The following is a 17,350-nucleotide window of genomic DNA, read 5'->3' on the forward strand; positions in this document are numbered from 1 at the left end:
CGACAGGATGAGGGAAAGATTGATGGGAAGGATAGAACGAATATTCTTCCTATTATAACTTTCTTGGAGTCTTAAAACCTCTGTAAATTTGGTGGAAATCCATTTTCATGCCCGCTTCATTCGGCCTGCAGTCTTTCCGGGTGTGAGTAAACAACAAAACCATGCTCACGGACAAAGCCTATCAGGCAAATGCCCGCTTGGACTGCAAGATCAATCGCCAATGAAGTCGGTGCAGACAATGCAGCCAAAATGGCAATATTGGCGCGTGCGGCTTTTTGCACTAGTTCATAACTGATACGGCTACTCATCAAGAGAAAACCTGGATCAGATGCCTTATGGATTGCCCTGGCACTTGCCAAAGCACCAAGCAATTTATCCAGGGCATTATGTCGCCCCACATCTTCACGCAAAGTCAGTATTTCACCTTGCAGGTCTACCCAGGCAGCCGCATGGACTGCACCTGTTTGTGTATTAATAATCTGTTGTGTATTGAGCGCTTGCAAGGCCTTGTATAAGCTGGCTGACGATAATTGTTCGACAAGTGCAGTCTTGATCGCTGGCAGTCGCATGGGTAAAGCCTGCAAGCTGTCTTTACCGCACAAACCGCAACCCGTATTGCCCGCCAAATTACGCCGCCGCTCTTTCAGGGTCGCAAAGCGTGCTGCCGAGATGCGCATTTGTACTTCTATGCCAGGTACATCGGAATTCGAAATACATTCAATCTCATAAATCTCACTGGGATCTTCAACAATAGCTTCGGATAAGCTGAAGCCCAAAGCAAAGTCTTCCAGATCCAAGGGTGTAACCAACATGACTGCGTGGGAAATACCATTGTAGACCAGGGCAACCGGCACTTCTTCTGCCACTTTATCCAGCACCGTCATGCTTGCCTGACCATGAAAGCTGAATCTTTGCACCTGATGTTGTATGACGCCCGTCGACACAGCTTCTTGCCGATCTACAGACACTGCAATTTCCTGGCATACCTGCCGGCCAGCTTCTGTCAGACTCAGCATGCTGCGCTCACCATCTTGTTCCAGCTTTATCCAGCCAGCCCCCTGATGCTGTCCCACACTTTGCTCACCAAGATAGGCGATACAGCGTAGCAGGGAACTTTGCCTCACCCCCAGGTGCTTGCATAGGCGAGGCAGAGAAACTGCTTCAGTATGATTGCTTAACTCAGCCATGAGTTCAAAGCTGAGTTTATCTTGCAAATTATCCAGTGAATTCATTCAACCCCACATTAAACCCGGGCGTGATGGGTATGTATGATCACGGGTATTGATTTCGAGGTAGGCGTACGTGCGTGATCGGCAAAACTGGACAAAGGCACCAGGCCATTGGTTTCCGGGAAATAAGCAGCCAGACAGCCTTGAGGAATATTATATTCAACCAGCATGAAGCGCTTTGCCTGACGCTGCACGCCGTCATCGCACAAGCTTTCCATGTCTATCCAGTCACCTGCATGCATGCCCAGTGCCTTGATATCATCCTTATTAATGAACAAAACACGACGCTCACCAAAAACACCGCGATACCTGTCATTCATACCATAGATGGTGGTGTTGAATTGATCATGTGAGCGCATGGTCGCCAGATTGAAGACTGGAGATTGTCTTTGCCTGCGCGCCTGATGTATGGGCAAATCCACAGGCACTGCGTGGGTATTGAAATTGGCCTTGCCTGTGGCCGTCATCCATACGCGCTCAGATGCGGTATTGCGCAAATGGAAGCCACCTGGCACTTGGACGCGCTCATTGAAATTGGCAAAGTCATCGAACACAGCAGCGATTTTGTCGCGTATGCGGCTATAGTCAGCCTGCAACCAGGCCCACTGCGTTTTGCTGCGATCTTTAAGAGTCGCCTGCGCCAGACGGGTAACCACCGCCACTTCAGACAACAAATCTGCCGATGCGGGTGGATTAATGCCGGATGAAAGATGCACCATGCTCATGGAATCTTCTACCGTCACGGTTTGCGGCCCGGTTTCCTGGATATCGATTTCAGTACGGCCCAGGCAAGGCAGGATAATGGCACTCTGCCCACATATCAAATGACTGCGATTGAGCTTGGTTGTCACATGCACAGTCAATGCGCAGTTTTTCAAGGCCTTATGCGTCACTTCAGTATCTGGGGTGGCCGTAGCGAAATTGCCGCCCATGCCAAAAAATACCTTACCACCTTCATTGAGCATGGCTTGTATGGCACCTACCGTATCGTAGCCATGTTTTTGCGGCGGCTGGAAATCAAATACCTGACCCAGACGTTCAAGGAAAGCTGGCTTTGGTTTTTCCACTATGCCCATGGTACGGTCACCTTGCACATTGCTATGACCGCGGACAGGGCAAGGCCCGGCACCGGGGCGGCCAATATTGCCGCGCAAGAGCAAGAGGTTGACGATCATCTGTATGGTTGCTACGGAATGCTTGTGCTGGGTAATGCCCATGCCCCAGCAAGCAATGACCTTGCCAGCGCCCATATAGGTATCTGCTGCACGTTGTATCTGCGCCCTGTCCAGGCCAGACTCCCTGACAATGACATCCCAGGGTTCGGCCAATGCTTCAGCAGCAAACTGCTCAAAATTGGCAGTATGTTCAGCGATGAATTCGACATCGATAATTCTGTGTCGCCCTTCCGCTTGCGCCAGTTGATCTGCTTCCAGCACGCATTTAATCATGCCTTTGACGGTAGCCAGGTCACCACCGATTTTCAATTGAAAATAATCAGATGAAATGGTGGAGCCCTGATCTGTCAGCATATCCAGCGCATTTTGCGGGTTCTGGAATTTTTCCAGGCCACGCTCGCGCAAAGGATTGAAAGAGACGATGGCTGCACCACGCTTGGATGCTGTGCGCAACTCACCCAGCATGCGCGGATGATTGGTGCCAGGGTTTTGTCCAAAAATCAAAATCGCATCAGCCTGCTGAAAATCTGACAACAATACTGTGCCTTTGCCTATACCAATAGCTTCACGCATGGCAAAGCCTGATGGTTCGTGACACATATTCGAACAATCCGGGAAATTATTAGTACCAAATTCACGTACAAATAATTGATACAGGAAAGCCGCTTCATTGCTGGTGCGACCCGAAGTATAAAAAATCGCGTCGTCAGGCGTGGGTAAGGCATTGAGATGCCTGGCAATGGTGTCAAAAGCCTGATCCCAACTGGTCACCTGATATCTGTCGCTGGTGCGGTCATACAGCATGGGATGAGTCAGGCGCCCCTGGGATTCCAGCCAATAATCTGATTTTCCTGACAATTCACTGACAGTAAAGCTGGAAATGACTTCGGGCGTGGCACGCCTCGCGGTAGATTCGGCAGCAACTGCCTTGGCACCGTTTTCGCAAAACTCAAAGGTAGAAGTGTGATCTGCATCTGGCCAGGCACAGCCCGGGCAATCAAAGCCATCGGGCTGGTTGGCGGACAACAGAGTCAAAGCACCCTTTTTGGGTATGCCTTGCTCAAATATCTGTTGAGCTACACTTTTTAACGCACCCCAGCCACCCGCTGGCCTGTTATACACTTGAATTGTTTTATTCTTGCTCATACTTGCTTATTATCTCCACACAACAAATGCTATTACCACAAGCATAATTGCAGCCCTGCGGCAAAATATTATGTGGCAAACAAGATTACAGGCTAAATCTTACCAGAATCCGCCTAAGAGTATGACTATGGGCATTAACGGTGGATAACAACAAGCAAGGCTTTGGCTTCGGTTTTACCCAGATTGCGAATGGCATGATTTTTATCCGCATCGTAGCGTGCCGTTGCGCCCAGCTTAAGTTTCTTGCGAGCACCCTCCACCTCAACCTCGACACTGCCATTGAGCAAAGTCAGATGCTCTGATGCGCCAGGGTCATGTGAATTTGATACCAGGGCACCACCAGGTGCCAGGGTCAGTTCATACCATTCATATTTACCCGCCAGCTCCATCGGTCCCAGTATGCGCAGCACATAACCAGCATGCTCACCCGGCAATGTCGGTGTTTCATGCGCTTCCAATACGCGGATGGGATCAAGCTTGGGTGACTCGGATGACAATAGCTCTGCAATGCTGACACCCAAAGCATTTGCCAATCTCCATGCAACAGCTATAGTGGGATTAGCCTTTTCCCTTTCTATCTGCGACAACATGGACTTCGACACGCCAGCTGTGCGCGACAAATCCTCCAGCGTCAAACCACGCTCCAGGCGCATTTTTTGCAAAGTCGCGCCCACTTCTGGCGGTGTATTAGGTAGAACTTTTTTCATAAAGACTCTTGCATCAGTGTATAAGCTAGCTTAATATTCGATATATCGAACTTTAGTTCTAGATATTGAATTATTCAAATATTTTAGGAATTTCCAACAATAGTGTAACAGTGCCTTTGGTCTACAGATAAGGAATTGCCAGCATTTCATCAAAAAACTGGCAAACAAGGATCAATGTGCACAGCAACACACCAGATACACGGGGACACCACCATGAGTCAGACCACTTCCAGAACAAACTTCATCCATAACCTGGCCAGCAATCTCGACAATTTGCGTGAGCAAGGCTTGTACAAGCCAGAACGCGTGATTGCCTCTCGCCAGGGTTCTGAAGTCACTTGTGATGATGGCCGCAAACTCATCAACTTATGCGCCAACAATTATCTGGGGCTGTCTGGTGATGAATCCATGGTGCAGGCATCCATTGCTGCCACTGAGCAATATGGTTACGGCCTGTCATCCGTACGCTTTATTTGCGGCACGCAAACCGTGCACAAACAACTGGAAACAGCCTTGTCTGCCTTCCTTGGTACGGAAGACTGCATTCTTTACGCTGCTGCATTTGATGCCAATGGCGGTGTATTTGAACCCTTGTTCGATGAAAATGACGCCATCATCTCCGATGCACTGAATCATGCATCCATCATTGATGGCATACGCCTGTGCAAGGCAGCTCGCTTCCGTTATGCCCATAATGATATGGCTGATCTGGAAAAACAATTGATAGCTGCTGCCGACAAGCGCCACCGTATCATCGTGACTGATGGCGTGTTCTCCATGGATGGCACCATCGCCCAGCTCGACAAGATCTGTGATCTGGCTGATAAATATGATGCGCTGGTCATGATAGATGAATGTCATGCATCCGGCTTCATGGGCGCGACTGGGCGCGGCACCCATGAACACCATAATGTTCTGGGCCGCATAGACATTATTACTGGTACTTTGGGTAAAGCCCTGGGTGGTGCAATGGGTGGTTTTACGGCTGCCCGCAAGGAAGTCATTGACACCCTGCGTCAAAAATCCCGCCCTTACCTGTTTTCCAATACCCTGGCACCCTCAATAGCTGGCGCCTCCCTGTCTGTACTGGAGCGCTTGTCCAGCTCGACTGAATTACGCGACCGCCTGCATGCCAATACTGCGCACTTCCGTCGCGAGATCGAAGCGCTGGGCTTTACCATCAAGCCAGGTACACATCCTGTTGTCCCCGTCATGCTGTTCGATGCACCGGTTGCGCAAAAATTTGCCGCGCGCCTGTATGAACTTGGGGTGCTGGTGACTGGCTTCTTTTATCCGGTCGTCCCCATGGGGCAAGCCCGCGTGCGTGTGCAACTGTCCGCTGCCCATACGACTGAACAATTGAATACCGCCCTGGCTGCATTTGCCCAGGCTGGTCGCGAATTAAACATCATTAAGTAAGGGATATCCATGGAACGTATTTTAGTGATCGGTGCCAACGGCCAGATCGGCAGTGAGTTGGTGGAAGCATTGGCAAACCAGCATGGCGCAGACAATGTAGTCGCCGCCGACATCAGGCCTGAAAGCCTGTATGGCGCAAAAATCTATGAAGTCATTGATGTCTTGAACTCTGAGAGACTGGCGCAAGTCGTAGCGCAATACGATATCACCCAGGTCTATCAACTGGCAGCCATGCTGTCCGCCACTGGCGAACAAGCACCGCTAAAAGCCTGGACACTGAACATGGATGGCTTACTCAATATCCTGGAACTGGCACGCACGCGCAATGAAGCTGGCAAACCACTGAAAGTATTCTGGCCTTCCTCCATTGCCGCATTTGGCCCAAATACGCCAGCAGTCAATACGCCGCAATATACGGTAATGGACCCCAGCACCATCTACGGCATCAGCAAACTGGCTGGCGAACGACTGTGCGAATATTATTTCCAGAAATATGGTGTCGATGTACGCAGCATACGCTACCCTGGCATCATCAGCTATAAATCACCTCCGGGTGGTGGCACTACGGATTATGCGATTGCCATTTTCCATTCAGCACTGCTGGGCAAGACTTATGAATGCTTCCTGGAGTCGGAAACCACTCTGCCCATGATTTATATGCCTGATGCCATACGCGCCACGATCTCGCTGATGGATGCGCCCGCCGCCAAACTTTCTATACGTTCATCCTACAATGTTGCAGGTTTAAGCTTTAATCCACGGGAATTAGCGTTTGCAATCAAACAAAATTTGCCTGCATTTGACATACACTACGCGCCTGACAGCCGTCAGACCATCGCCGCCTCCTGGCCACAAAGCCTGGATGACAGCGTAGCAACAGCTGACTGGGGCTGGCAAGCACAAGTAGGCCTGCAACAACTGGTGGAAGACATGTTGAAAAACATTCGTGTCGATCAAAAGGCGTTGAAGGAGTTGGACCAGGCCGCATAAATAATTAACAGAGACAAGTAAAGAGGTGAATTGATGGACATGCGTGTATTCGAGTTATTTAAAATAGGCGTGGGCCCATCAAGCTCCCATACGGTCGGCCCCATGCTGGCTGCCCGCAGGTTTTTACTCGAATCTGCAGATTTGTATAAGGCCTCCAAAGTACAGGTCGCCTTATACGGCTCCCTCGCACTGACAGGCCATGGCCATGCGACAGACAAAGCTGTCTTGCTGGGCTTGATGGGTGAAACACCGCAGGACCTGGTTCCTGAAAGCGTGGATGAAAAGCTGGCCGCTCTGACCAGTTCAGGCAAGATGAATTTATTGGGTGAATACCCGGTCAAATTTGATATTGCCACAGATATACTCTGGTTCAAGCAAGAAGTATTACCTGGCCATCCGAATGGCATGAAATTCATGCTGACGCGCAATGATGGCAGTAGTTTTGAAAAAATCTATTACTCTACCGGCGGCGGCTTTATCTATTCGGCAGAAGAACTGGCAAATCCCGATACTGACGACAACAGCGAAAGAAAACCCCTGCCCTACCCCTTTGGCACCATGGCTGAATTGCTGGCCCATGGGAAACGCACAGGCTTGTCCATTACTGACATGCTGCGCGCCAATGAAAATGTACATTGCACCGATGAAGAGCTGGATGCCGGCCTGGATAAAATCTGGTCAGTCATGAAGGGTTGCATCTCTCGTGGCTTGCAAACGTCTGGCGAATTGCCAGGTGGCTTGCATGTCAAGCGTCGCGCTGCCAAATTATGGCGTGCTGCCAATGAAACGGCTGATGTATTGCCACATGATGGCCTGCACCGCGTCAGTTTGTATGCGATGGCCGTCAATGAAGAAAATGCTGCTGGTGGCCGCGTGGTCACTGCGCCCACCAATGGTGCTGCTGGCATTATCCCGGCTGTTCTGCGCTATTACGCAGAGGACTGCAAACCCAGCCACCCTGAGCAAGGCATACGTAATTTCATGCTGGCAGCATCTGCCATAGGCATGCTGTGCAAAAAGAATGCCTCGATTTCCGGTGCCGAAATCGGTTGCCAGGGCGAAGTCGGTGTCGCCTGCGCCATGGCGGCTGCTGGCCTGACCGCAGCCCTTGGTGGCACTAACGAGCAAATTGAGTCTGCTGCAGAAATCGGCATAGAACATCATCTGGGCATGACTTGTGACCCTATCGGTGGTCTGGTGCAAATCCCCTGCATAGAACGCAATGGCATGGGCGCAGTCAAGGCGATTACTGCTGCATCATTATCCTTGCGTAGTGATGGCACGCATCATGTCAGTCTGGATGATGTGATAGAAACCATGCGTGCGACAGGTTTTGACATGCAGGCCAAGTACAAGGAAACCTCCCTAGGTGGCCTCGCCGTGCATGTAGTTACCGTCAATTACGCAGCTTGCTGACAAAAAAGAAAACATAATGAAGCACTGCACAGTGCTTCATTCTTTTTCTGCACCGTCAAAGCTATAACGCAAACCCAGCCAAATCATGCGCGGTGCGCTGGGCGTGTAAAAAGTCGTCCCTTTCACATCAGAGTTACTATATCCGCCATTCGGCGTAATAGCATATGGCCCGAGTTGACCCGCCGTGTAGTAGCGCCGATCAAACAGGTTGCTGACATTGATGGAGAATTTCAAGCCTGGAACAGGCCGGTAGCTGGCAGACAGGTTAATCACTGCATAAGCCGGCAGAGTTCCAGCCCCATAATTGGTCAGGCCATCTGGCACATGAGCATTGTTCTCATTGCCACGCACAAAACTCTTACCAACTGCCAGCATCTCTATACCAGTAGAAATGTGGGTATTGAATTCATAATCGGCATGGGCCTTTAAAACCTGTTGCGGGATCAGCGGTATCAAGTCGCCTGGCTTGACTGCGATGTTGGCATAGGCATTTGCCGCACTATTATTTTGCGCCCTTAAGATGCCTGCACTCTGGTAAGTCACCTTCATCCAGGTGTAATTCAGCCCATAACCAAAATTATCCTGTTCACCGGACATGCCCAGCTCCAGCCCTTGACGCCTGGTTTGCCCGAAGTTCTTGAAATAACCAGTCGCGGCAGAATTGGCAACGAAAAGTATGTCATCCTGATTCTGACCCCAGAATACTCCTGCATTCCATGCGGTTTTTCCTGGCAACTTGCCGCGCAAGCCAGCTTCCCAGGTTTTGGAAATCACTTGCTTCAGCGCCGGGTCACCTGCCATGGAATTCGGCAGCCTGCACCCAAAATCAGGATCAGCGCAGCCCAGCTCTATGGAAGTGGGCGCCCTGCTGCTTTCACTATAGCCAGCATAGAAATTCATGGATGGATTTGGCACATAGCTGAGGCCAACAGCCGGATTGAAACGCCGGAAACTATGTTCACCATCGAGAGAACCTCGCAGGCTACCCTTGGTCGTGGCATTGTTGTACGGATAAAGTTTGTCAGTATTTTTCAGGCTAGTTTTATTATAGCGAGCAGAAAGCGTCAAATGCCAGGTATCTGCCAGAGATAAAGTATCGCTGCCAAACAAACTCCAGGTAGTTGTTTGCCCATCCAGAACTACACGCTGGTCAAAAGCATTTTCAGAGTTCTGCGTGCCGTCAGCATAAGCACTGACAGTGGTAATACTACGATCTGGATTGAGATAGCCAAACTGGCTGGCCTGATTAAAACTGGTACGACTGGCATCGTAGCCAGCGCCAATGACTATCTGATTGCTATATCCCGACGCCCTGACCAATGAACTAATTTGCGCACTCAGGCCATAGTTTTGCTGACGGCTATTGGTATTCGTGACAATGCCGTTGCACTTTTCATTTGGTTCAGCATTCGTGGCAGCCTGGGCAATACAGCGCAAACTGGGAAAAGCGAAAGCTGCACTTGTCCTGCTATTACTGCTTTCATTCACCGGGCTATAGCCATGCGCCAGTAACCAGTTTTTATCGGCCGCCTGCCCTGTGTAATACACAGACTCCCCCAATGCCTCCTCATTCAGGTCGCCATTCGTGGTAGTAGTGTGGGTATTACGGTAGTAGGCATTGCCAGACAACAGTAGCTTGTCGCTGAGATTGCTTCTGGCTTCCAGGTTCACAAAGCTGGCGTGGTTTTTTGTCACATCAGGTAAGGTAAATACGCTAGCATAGCGTTCATCCAGCAACTGCTGTTCCTGTGAGCCATTACCTGTCATCTGGGTGCTGGCCCAGGCATAACTTAACTTGAGTTCAGTTTTTTCATTGTGCCAGCCCAGCTTTCCAAAGAATTGTTGCAGTCGCGAAGGCGAGGCATCGCGCCAGCCATCCTCCTGATATTGGTTCGCGGTAAAGTACCAATTCCAGCCCTGCTGATTGGCACCACCATGTTCCATGCTGACCTTTCTGCGCGCGTAAGACCCGGCACCGATATCCAAGAATGTTCCAGCATCATGTCTGCCATCCTTGGTTTGCAGGGAAAGTGCAGCACCCAGTGTATTCAGTCCAAACAGCGGATTTGATCCTGACATCAGAGTCACAGAAGAAATCGCTGCCTTGGGAATCAAATCCCACATGACTACATCGCCAAATGCCTGGTTCAGGCGTACCCCGTCAAGATAGACTGACAAACCCTGGGGCGTACCCAGCAAAGGAGACGCGGTATAACCACGGTAATTCACATCATTCATGTAGGGATTACCCTGAACATCATTGACATGCACACTACCCAGGTAGCGATTGAAGAAATCAGAGATATTCAGTGCGCCGCTTTTATCCAGGTCTTTGCTGGTGGCAGTTTGTACAGCAGATGGAATTTGTTCCTTGCGTAAGCCCATGCCCGGCAAAACAGTTACGCCTATGATCTCGACTGTAGGGCTGACTATGGTTTCATTTGCGGCTCGCGCAAGCTGAGCGAAGCTGCCAAAAAATGCAGCAAGGGCCATCAGCGGCCAAGTAACATATTTGGGAATAAATAAGGAATTCATAGTCTCACATATTTGCCATTTTCATAATTTAATTATAGATAATATAATAAATATGAAATAAGCAAAAAAATATAATCGCTAGTGTGATCCCAGGATGACGTTAGTGAATCACGGGCAATCTGCCCGCGAATACTACAGCTACATGATTAGATGGCAGTTCAGGGCTGGATAGCAAATCCCTTGTGCCCAGTTTGCCACAGCAAAAATGCCCAATTATCTGCCTGCTCAGCCAATGCATCGTATTTCCAGGTATTGGCGAAGTCTGTACGAAACAATGCCGGTCTGGATTTCTTGACATTTGCTGCCTGCAGGCGTGCAATAAACTTGCTACTCATCCAGATAGGCGTATCAACCAGACCGAAACGCGCAGAAATCAGCATGGCCGGATAGCTTTGCCCTTCACGTAAATTCAAGTAAGGGCTGGTATTTGCCAATCTGCTCTTGTCAGTCAAAGTCGCCTTGCGCGACTTAGCCGTGCCCGAAGATTCAGACTGCATGGATGCACTTTGCACTGCTGCAAATAATTCCGGGCGCTGACTGATGGCTTGCGCCAGCCAGCGCTTGCCTGGGTTAGGTTCTTGCGCTACCAGTTTGTTGGAGCTGGTATAGCCTTCATTCACGAGGTAATCTGCCACAGCAATGAACTCATCAAGTACATCGCCTGATTTTTTTTGCTTGGAATTCTGATTTGCCGGAAGATAAATGATGCCCATCACTGCATCCTGCTCCAGCCAGGCAAGGCGCAAGGCATCAAATCTGGCCAGCTTGGATAAACCAGTGCCAGTTTCCATAGTCAGTAACAAAGGGTGCTTACCATCAAGCTCCATGCCTTGCGGATACAAAAGTGTCAACGCTATTTGTTGATTACTGCCCGGCTTTGTAATATTCAAATTTTTGCTGGCAATGCGATGAAAACCGACTTGCGGCGAACGAAACACTTCCACATTCTTGATTTGTCCACCAGCCAGGGCACGATACGATAGTGGGGCAGCGTTGGCTGCCTCCAGCACAAAAAGTGCACCTTCATTCTCACCATCCGCATTCAATTCACTAACGCGCCCTGCATATGGTAGGTTCAGCTCCTCCCTTTTCGTGCCATCCAGCTCAGTTTTCATGAGTTTGCTATAGCCTGCCTCTGCTGCATGGATGTACAAACCATTTTTTGCGACCGCCATATCCAGCAGTTCATCACTACTGGCTGGCAATATTTCCTTGGCAGCACTCAATTGCGGTGTTTTCAAATCCAACTTAAGAATGGCTCCCGAGCTTTTTTTCTTCGTGGATAACAGATATAGCTGCTCACCTGCCAGCCAAAAATTCCTGATTCTGTCCGTCGGACTGGCCAACCTTTGCCATACAGTTGTAGCGCCTTTTAACTGATCTTGCTTGACCAGGTAGAGACTGCGATCCTGGTTCTGCCCATGCTGCACCTCAGCCAATAGATAAGGGGAATTCGCGCTGGATTTCATCGCCACGACATCGCTGGCAGCAAAGCGCCTGCTCTTGCTCACACCAGGGCCAATGACGGGCAAGTCCGTTTCCAGCTTGTTTCCCAATACATGCTGCCAGATGGCACCGCGATCGCCACCAGGTTTGACTGGTGATTTACGATAGTAAATCGTGGTGGAGTCAGGCTTCCAGGCGATGTCTTTACTGTCAGTCGCAATATTGTCCAGATTATCCTTGAACATGCTTGCATCGCTGGTTTTGATAATACGCAAGCCATGCCTTTGGCGCCCTGCACTCACTAAATCAACTGCAACATAAGCAGCATCAAGCGACGGTGTAAAAAATCCCAGACTCTGTCCCGGCTCTGTCAACATCAGCAAACGCTCGGCATTGGTTGCCGCATTACGCATGAATAACTGCTGTCGGTTATCAGCAGTGGTGCGAGCAAAGAACTGCATGCCACGCACTTCCAGCAAGCGGCCTGCCCCAAATTCCGCCGCTTGCAAAGCTTTGAGGCGCTTCAGCAAGGCATCGCGCCCACTGATACGGGCCAGTGTCGAGTTTGCGAAATCCGTTTGCCTTTTCATCCAGGTGCGCACTAGTGGATCACTGAGTGAATCCAAGAGGCGATAAGGATCAGGATCGCTTTGCGTAAGCACGGCAGGCTTGGGCAATGCAGGGTAATCACCCCAGGCTGGCAATTGAGCATGGAGCAGCGCGGGCCATAACCCAAGTAGTAATAAAATCTGTTTTATCTTAATTTTTCCCAGCATGCCCACTCCAAGCATTCAATTCCCGACAGAGCGACAGTATCCGTCAGCAGCACCCAAAATAGCAAAAATCACTCGTCTTTTGAAAAAAACTTAACTGTTCATGTTCCGTTTCTTGAATTTCATCACATAGTTTCTGCATTTCGTCGCATTGCTCTGGATGACATTGCTTGACTTGCTTAATGTGCTTACATCGCAAGACCACATGAAACGCTCAGGAGAGACGGCATGAACAGCATTAAGCAAACTAATTTAACACTCTTAACCATTTGTGTATTTGCTGCTACCATAGTGTCAGTGGCGGCCTATATCAATAAACTTGCTTCAAAAACAAGTATACCTACAGTCACGATAACAGCGCAAAGACTGACAGAACAGCAAAAAATTGCTTTTGATGTCGAACAAGCTGGCAATACGATGCAAACGGTCTTCATCGCGGCGAAACGCCTGACGATTGAAGAAAAGCTTGCTCTTGATCAGCAGGACAGACAGATACAGCAAGCAAAAGTGCGGGTACATAAGAAACCACAGTTGCTTGTTTAATATCGCTCATTCAAAAATCCACTTTTTGCACAATTTGCTTCATTTAATTGTCGTGTAGCTACCTGACTACTTAGGGTGGCTACTCTTGATACTCGCAATACTTAGTCGTAGTACTCATTATTTTGCAGGCAATCATGTTAAAAAAATCTATATTCTTGTGTTTATTGTCTTCAAGCCTGCTGGCGGGCATTGCATTTTCACAAGATTTCATGTTCGCAGCTTCCGTTCCCACACAGAATGAAGATCAAGACAAGACGACAGAAGTAATACAAGAAGCACCGGTACAAACAGCAAACACTCCCGCACCATTGCAACTGGACAGGAGTGGCGTTGATCGTGCATCTGTACACCTGCAAATATTGCAACAATCGAATCAACGTTTTTCTGATAACGCACAGCCAGCGCCAGCAGCACCCAAAAAGACGGCTTCAGACGATAAGAAATCTCACGCTAAATCGGCCAGCAGCACTTAATTTCCTTTGCTTCCCCCCCGAATATCCTTAAATTCGGGGGGAAGCAAATTTTACAAGGCACCCCGGTCAATCCTTTTGCTTAGAATGATCGAAGTAGAAGTCTGCCTGACACCATCCAGCGCCCCTATCTGATCAAGCAACTTGTCCAGTGTTTCTGTATTACTGCATCGCAAGGTCAACATATAATCAATTGCACCACTGACAGCACATAAGGTCTCAGTCTCAGGCAATTGCTGCAAATACTTGATCAATCCGGCAGCATAGCGAGCCTCTACCGACAAACCCACGTAAGCCCGGACAGCAGGCTGAACCATCTTTTGATTCAGCTTCAAACCATAACCGGCAATAACGCCACGCTTTTCCAACGCGGCAATACGGGCAATCACCGTTGTTCTCGCTATGCCTACCAACTTCGCAATTGTGGTCACAGGCAAGCGGGCATTATCCATAAGCATCGCCAGGATTTTGTCATCTATCTCATCAAGATCAGGTTTCATTTCGTCATTTTGTCTGAAAATTCAGACATATTATCTCGCAAATACACAATATGACGATAACTTTACCGCTATTAACTGACAAAACTAAGGCCTAGACTTCAGTATCAATCTTATATTTCCGTTCACAACTCATTTACAACATAAACATATATTGGAGACAAACATGGCAACTAAATTAATCCTCCTGGGCGCTGGTAAAATTGGCGATGCAATACTCAATTTGCTGTCCCATACCGGCGATTACGAAATCACCGTGGCCGACCGTGACCCTGAACGCCTGAAATATGTAGAACAGGCTGGCTTCCCCAATACCCGCATCGTCCAGGCTGACCTGGGCGATAAGGCAGCAGTTACAGAATTGATACGCGGCCACAAAGTCACCATGTCTGCCTGCCCTTACTTTTTGACCCCCATCATCGCTGGCGCAGCGCGCGAAGCCAATTCCCATTATTTTGATTTGACTGAAGACGTCGAAAGCACGCGCATCGTCAAGCAATTGGCTGAAGGTGCAGATTGCGCCTTCGTACCACAATGCGGCCTGGCACCAGGCTTTATTTCCATCGTTGCCAATGATGTAGCCAAGCGTTTTGAAACCCTGCGTGACGTCAGCATGCGCGTTGGTGCCTTGCCTACCTTTCCTAACAATGCACTGAAATACAATCTGACCTGGAGCACCGACGGTCTGATCAATGAATATTGCAATCCTTGCGAAGCCATCGTTGACGGCGAATTACGCGAAACTGCAGCCCTGGAAGAAATCGAGCATTTCTCCCTGGATGGCATAGACTACGAAGCCTTCAACACCTCCGGTGGCCTGGGTACTTTGTGTGAAAGCCTGGAAGGCAAGGTACAAAACCTGAACTACAAAACAGTGCGTTATCCTGGTCACCGCGATATTGTCAAAGTGTTGATACGCGACCTGCAATTGGGCAAACTGGAACGCCGTCCAATCTTGAAGGAAGTCATGGAAACCGCCATTCCTATGACTAAACAGGACGTAGTATTGGTGTTTGTCAGCGTCGTCGGCATGCGTGATGGCCGTTTGGAGCAAGAATCCTACGCCAAGAAAATCTATGCACAAAAAGTTAATGGTCAATTATTGTCTGCCATACAATTGACGACAGCCTCAGGCATTTGCGCCATGGTTGATCTGGTAGTTACTGGTAAATTGCCGCAGCATGGCCTGGTACGTCAGGAACAAGCTGTTCTGGCTGACTTCCTGGCAAATCGTTTTGGTCAATACTATGCTGCGTAATCAAGCAGCAATGCTGAACTGGGCACAAGATCGCCGCCAGAGCTACAATATGGCGACTGGCATAGCACCCATCCAATAAACTAAATAAAGGCAGGCTTTCCAAAAGAAAGTCTGCCTTTAAAAAACGTACCGAGGCAAACAAGATGGAAAACACCACTTTGCAAGCAATCCTGAAAGAGCTTGATATCAATTTGAGCGATTATCAGGGTAGCGACATTCACAGCGTTTCCCCTATAGACGGCAAAAACCTGGCAAGCCTGCGTGCCGATACGGCAGCCGAAGTCAAACAACGCGTAGACCGCGCCCATGCTGCATTTTTGCAATGGCGCAATGTACCAGCACCGCGCCGCGGTGAACTGGTGCGCCTGTTTGGTGAAGAGCTGCGCACGCACAAGCTGGCACTGGGTCAACTGGTGACCCTGGAAGCAGGCAAAATCCTGCAAGAAGGCTTGGGCGAAGTACAAGAGATGATCGATATCTGCGATTTCGCTGTTGGTCTGTCGCGCCAGTTGTATGGTCTGACTATTGCCTCTGAGCGCCCTGGCCACCGCATGATGGAACAATGGCATCCAATAGGCGTCGTTGGCGTGATCTCCGCCTTCAATTTCCCGGTTGCCGTTTGGGCATGGAATGCCGCGCTGGCTTTTGTCTGCGGTAACAGCGTGACCTGGAAGCCATCCGAAAAAACGCCGTTGACAGCCATTGCTACCCACGTCCTCTTCATGAAGGCAGTTGCCCGCTTTGGCAGCGATGCCCCGACTGGCCTGGCAGAATTGATCATAGGTGCACGTGATACTGGCGCACAAATGGTAGAAGACAAGCGCATCGCCCTGGTCAGCGCCACTGGCAGTACCCGCATGGGCCGCCAGGTTGCTGAAGTCTGCGCCAAACGTTTGACACGCACTATCCTTGAGCTGGGCGGCAATAACGCCATGATCGTCGCTCCTAGCGCAGATCTGGAAATGGCCGTTCGCGCCATCACTTTCTCTGCAGTAGGTACTGCTGGCCAACGCTGCACTACCCTGCGCCGCCTGTTCGTGCATGACAGCATTTATGACACGCTGGTTCCGCGCCTGAAGAAAATCTATGCAGGCTTGCCAGTCGGCAATCCTTTGGAAAAGACAACTTTGGTAGGTCCATTGATTGATGCTGCTTCTTTCGATGCCATGCAAAGTGCTTTGGCAATTGCTAAATCCGAGCAGGGCCAGGTATTTGGTGGCGAGCGCACAGTCGTTGCTGGTAATGAAAACGGCTTTTACGTCAGCCCAGCCTTGGTGGAAATGCCAAGTCAAACTGCATCCATGCACCATGAAACCTTTGCGCCTATCATGTACATCGTGCGCTATAGCGATTTACAGCAAGCCATCAGCTTGAATAATGAAGTACCGCAAGGCTTGTCATCATCTATCTTCACCACAGATATGCGCGAAGCCGAGACCTTTGTCTCTGCTGCCGGTAGTGACTGTGGCATCGCCAATGTCAATATCGGCCCTTCAGGCGCTGAAATTGGTGGTGCGTTTGGTGGTGAGAAAGAGACTGGCGGTGGTCGCGAATCTGGCTCTGATGCGTGGAAAGCCTATATGCGCCGTACTACAAACACCTTCAATTACAGCAATTCCCTGCCATTGGCACAAGGCATCAGCTTTGATATTTGATCCAGATCAAATATATTGAACTCAAAAGATCGCCTTTTGGCGGTCTTTTGCTTTATTGAGCTGCAAATTCACCTTACAATTTAAGATTCGC

The 17,350-nt window shown here is 49.5% G+C and carries 13 protein-coding genes; 7 read left to right on the plus strand and 6 right to left on the minus strand.

Annotated features, from left to right (window positions below; genetic code table 11):
- Positions 1-116 precede the first annotated feature (116 nt).
- The 3 genes from fdhD to ACO0LC_RS15255 all read right to left on the minus strand — a co-directional run bounded on the left by fdhD (position 117) and on the right by ACO0LC_RS15255 (position 4,257).
- Positions 117-1,232, minus strand: coding sequence for a formate dehydrogenase accessory sulfurtransferase FdhD (gene fdhD, locus ACO0LC_RS15245; protein WP_423004516.1), 1,116 nt, complete (start codon positions 1,230-1,232; stop codon positions 117-119).
- An 11-nt stretch (positions 1,233-1,243) separates the two neighbouring features.
- On the minus strand, positions 1,244-3,550 hold the full coding sequence (locus ACO0LC_RS15250) for an FdhF/YdeP family oxidoreductase (protein ID WP_423004518.1): 2,307 nt from the start codon (positions 3,548-3,550) through the stop codon (positions 1,244-1,246).
- Positions 3,551-3,684: 134 nt separating this feature from the next.
- The gene (locus ACO0LC_RS15255; RefSeq protein WP_110253613.1) at positions 3,685-4,257 is read right to left on the minus strand and encodes a helix-turn-helix domain-containing protein; all 573 of its coding nucleotides are present in this window, start codon (positions 4,255-4,257) and stop codon (positions 3,685-3,687) included.
- A 213-nt stretch (positions 4,258-4,470) separates the two neighbouring features.
- Between ACO0LC_RS15255 and kbl the strand changes: the two genes are divergently transcribed.
- Genes kbl through ACO0LC_RS15270 form a run of 3 tightly spaced genes read left to right on the plus strand, consistent with a single transcriptional unit; the run spans position 4,471 to position 8,082 of the window.
- Entirely contained in the window at positions 4,471-5,676 is a 1,206-nt protein-coding gene (gene kbl, locus ACO0LC_RS15260) for a glycine C-acetyltransferase (protein ID WP_423004521.1), read from the plus strand.
- A gap of 9 nt (positions 5,677-5,685) precedes the next feature.
- Positions 5,686-6,666 (plus strand): NAD-dependent epimerase/dehydratase family protein, encoded by a 981-nt coding sequence (locus ACO0LC_RS15265; protein WP_423004523.1) that lies wholly within the window; start codon positions 5,686-5,688, stop codon positions 6,664-6,666.
- Between the two features lie 33 nt (positions 6,667-6,699).
- Positions 6,700-8,082 carry an L-serine ammonia-lyase gene (locus ACO0LC_RS15270; RefSeq protein ID WP_423004525.1) on the plus strand — a complete coding sequence of 461 codons (1,383 nt, stop codon included), beginning with the start codon at positions 6,700-6,702 and terminating at the stop codon, positions 8,080-8,082.
- A 36-nt stretch (positions 8,083-8,118) separates the two neighbouring features.
- On the opposite strand, the gene ACO0LC_RS15275 is transcribed toward ACO0LC_RS15270, so the two are convergent.
- Positions 8,119-10,617 carry a TonB-dependent receptor gene (locus tag ACO0LC_RS15275; protein WP_423004527.1) on the minus strand — a complete coding sequence of 833 codons (2,499 nt, stop codon included), beginning with the start codon at positions 10,615-10,617 and terminating at the stop codon, positions 8,119-8,121.
- A gap of 158 nt (positions 10,618-10,775) precedes the next feature.
- Complete coding sequence (locus ACO0LC_RS15280; RefSeq protein WP_423004529.1) at positions 10,776-12,839, minus strand: hypothetical protein; 2,064 nt, start codon at positions 12,837-12,839, stop codon at positions 10,776-10,778.
- 225 nt (positions 12,840-13,064) lie between these two features.
- Here ACO0LC_RS15280 and ACO0LC_RS15285 point away from each other — a divergent pair, with 225 nt between their 5' ends.
- Both ACO0LC_RS15285 and ACO0LC_RS15290 read left to right on the plus strand, forming a co-directional pair.
- On the plus strand, positions 13,065-13,379 hold the full coding sequence (locus ACO0LC_RS15285; protein WP_423004531.1) for a hypothetical protein: 315 nt from the start codon (positions 13,065-13,067) through the stop codon (positions 13,377-13,379).
- A 134-nt stretch (positions 13,380-13,513) separates the two neighbouring features.
- The gene (locus tag ACO0LC_RS15290) at positions 13,514-13,852 is read left to right on the plus strand and encodes a hypothetical protein (protein WP_423004533.1); all 339 of its coding nucleotides are present in this window, start codon (positions 13,514-13,516) and stop codon (positions 13,850-13,852) included.
- 50 nt (positions 13,853-13,902) lie between these two features.
- Here the strand turns inward: ACO0LC_RS15290 and ACO0LC_RS15295 are convergent, their stop codons facing one another.
- On the minus strand, positions 13,903-14,349 hold the full coding sequence (locus tag ACO0LC_RS15295) for an Lrp/AsnC family transcriptional regulator (RefSeq protein WP_423004535.1): 447 nt from the start codon (positions 14,347-14,349) through the stop codon (positions 13,903-13,905).
- Between the two features lie 163 nt (positions 14,350-14,512).
- On the opposite strand from ACO0LC_RS15295, the gene ACO0LC_RS15300 reads away from it, so the two are divergent.
- Both ACO0LC_RS15300 and ACO0LC_RS15305 read left to right on the plus strand, forming a co-directional pair.
- Positions 14,513-15,604, plus strand: a complete 1,092-nt coding sequence (locus ACO0LC_RS15300; protein ID WP_423004537.1) for a saccharopine dehydrogenase C-terminal domain-containing protein — start codon at positions 14,513-14,515, stop codon at positions 15,602-15,604.
- A gap of 143 nt (positions 15,605-15,747) precedes the next feature.
- A complete protein-coding gene (locus tag ACO0LC_RS15305; RefSeq protein ID WP_423004539.1) occupies positions 15,748-17,259 on the plus strand; it encodes an aldehyde dehydrogenase family protein in 1,512 nt (503 codons plus the stop codon).
- The last annotated feature ends 91 nt before the right edge of the window (positions 17,260-17,350 follow it).

This window comes from Undibacterium sp. JH2W (assembly GCF_049340425.1).
GTDB lineage: Bacteria > Pseudomonadota > Gammaproteobacteria > Burkholderiales > Burkholderiaceae_D > Undibacterium.

Excerpts from the sequence above, each read along its gene's own strand:
- fdhD (WP_423004516.1), bottom strand. The coding sequence starts at position 1,232 with ATGAATTCACTGGATAATTTGCAAGATAAACTCAGCTTTGAACTCATG.
- ACO0LC_RS15250 (WP_423004518.1), bottom strand. The coding sequence starts at position 3,550 with ATGAGCAAGAATAAAACAATTCAAGTGTATAACAGGCCAGCGGGTGGC.
- ACO0LC_RS15255 (WP_110253613.1), bottom strand. The coding sequence starts at position 4,257 with ATGAAAAAAGTTCTACCTAATACACCGCCAGAAGTGGGCGCGACTTTG.
- kbl (WP_423004521.1), top strand. The coding sequence starts at position 4,471 with ATGAGTCAGACCACTTCCAGAACAAACTTCATCCATAACCTGGCCAGC.
- ACO0LC_RS15265 (WP_423004523.1), top strand. The coding sequence starts at position 5,686 with ATGGAACGTATTTTAGTGATCGGTGCCAACGGCCAGATCGGCAGTGAG.
- ACO0LC_RS15270 (WP_423004525.1), top strand. The coding sequence starts at position 6,700 with ATGGACATGCGTGTATTCGAGTTATTTAAAATAGGCGTGGGCCCATCA.
- ACO0LC_RS15275 (WP_423004527.1), bottom strand. The coding sequence starts at position 10,617 with ATGAATTCCTTATTTATTCCCAAATATGTTACTTGGCCGCTGATGGCC.
- ACO0LC_RS15280 (WP_423004529.1), bottom strand. The coding sequence starts at position 12,839 with ATGCTGGGAAAAATTAAGATAAAACAGATTTTATTACTACTTGGGTTA.
- ACO0LC_RS15285 (WP_423004531.1), top strand. The coding sequence starts at position 13,065 with ATGAACAGCATTAAGCAAACTAATTTAACACTCTTAACCATTTGTGTA.
- ACO0LC_RS15290 (WP_423004533.1), top strand. The coding sequence starts at position 13,514 with ATGTTAAAAAAATCTATATTCTTGTGTTTATTGTCTTCAAGCCTGCTG.
- ACO0LC_RS15295 (WP_423004535.1), bottom strand. The coding sequence starts at position 14,349 with ATGAAACCTGATCTTGATGAGATAGATGACAAAATCCTGGCGATGCTT.
- ACO0LC_RS15300 (WP_423004537.1), top strand. The coding sequence starts at position 14,513 with ATGGCAACTAAATTAATCCTCCTGGGCGCTGGTAAAATTGGCGATGCA.
- ACO0LC_RS15305 (WP_423004539.1), top strand. The coding sequence starts at position 15,748 with ATGGAAAACACCACTTTGCAAGCAATCCTGAAAGAGCTTGATATCAAT.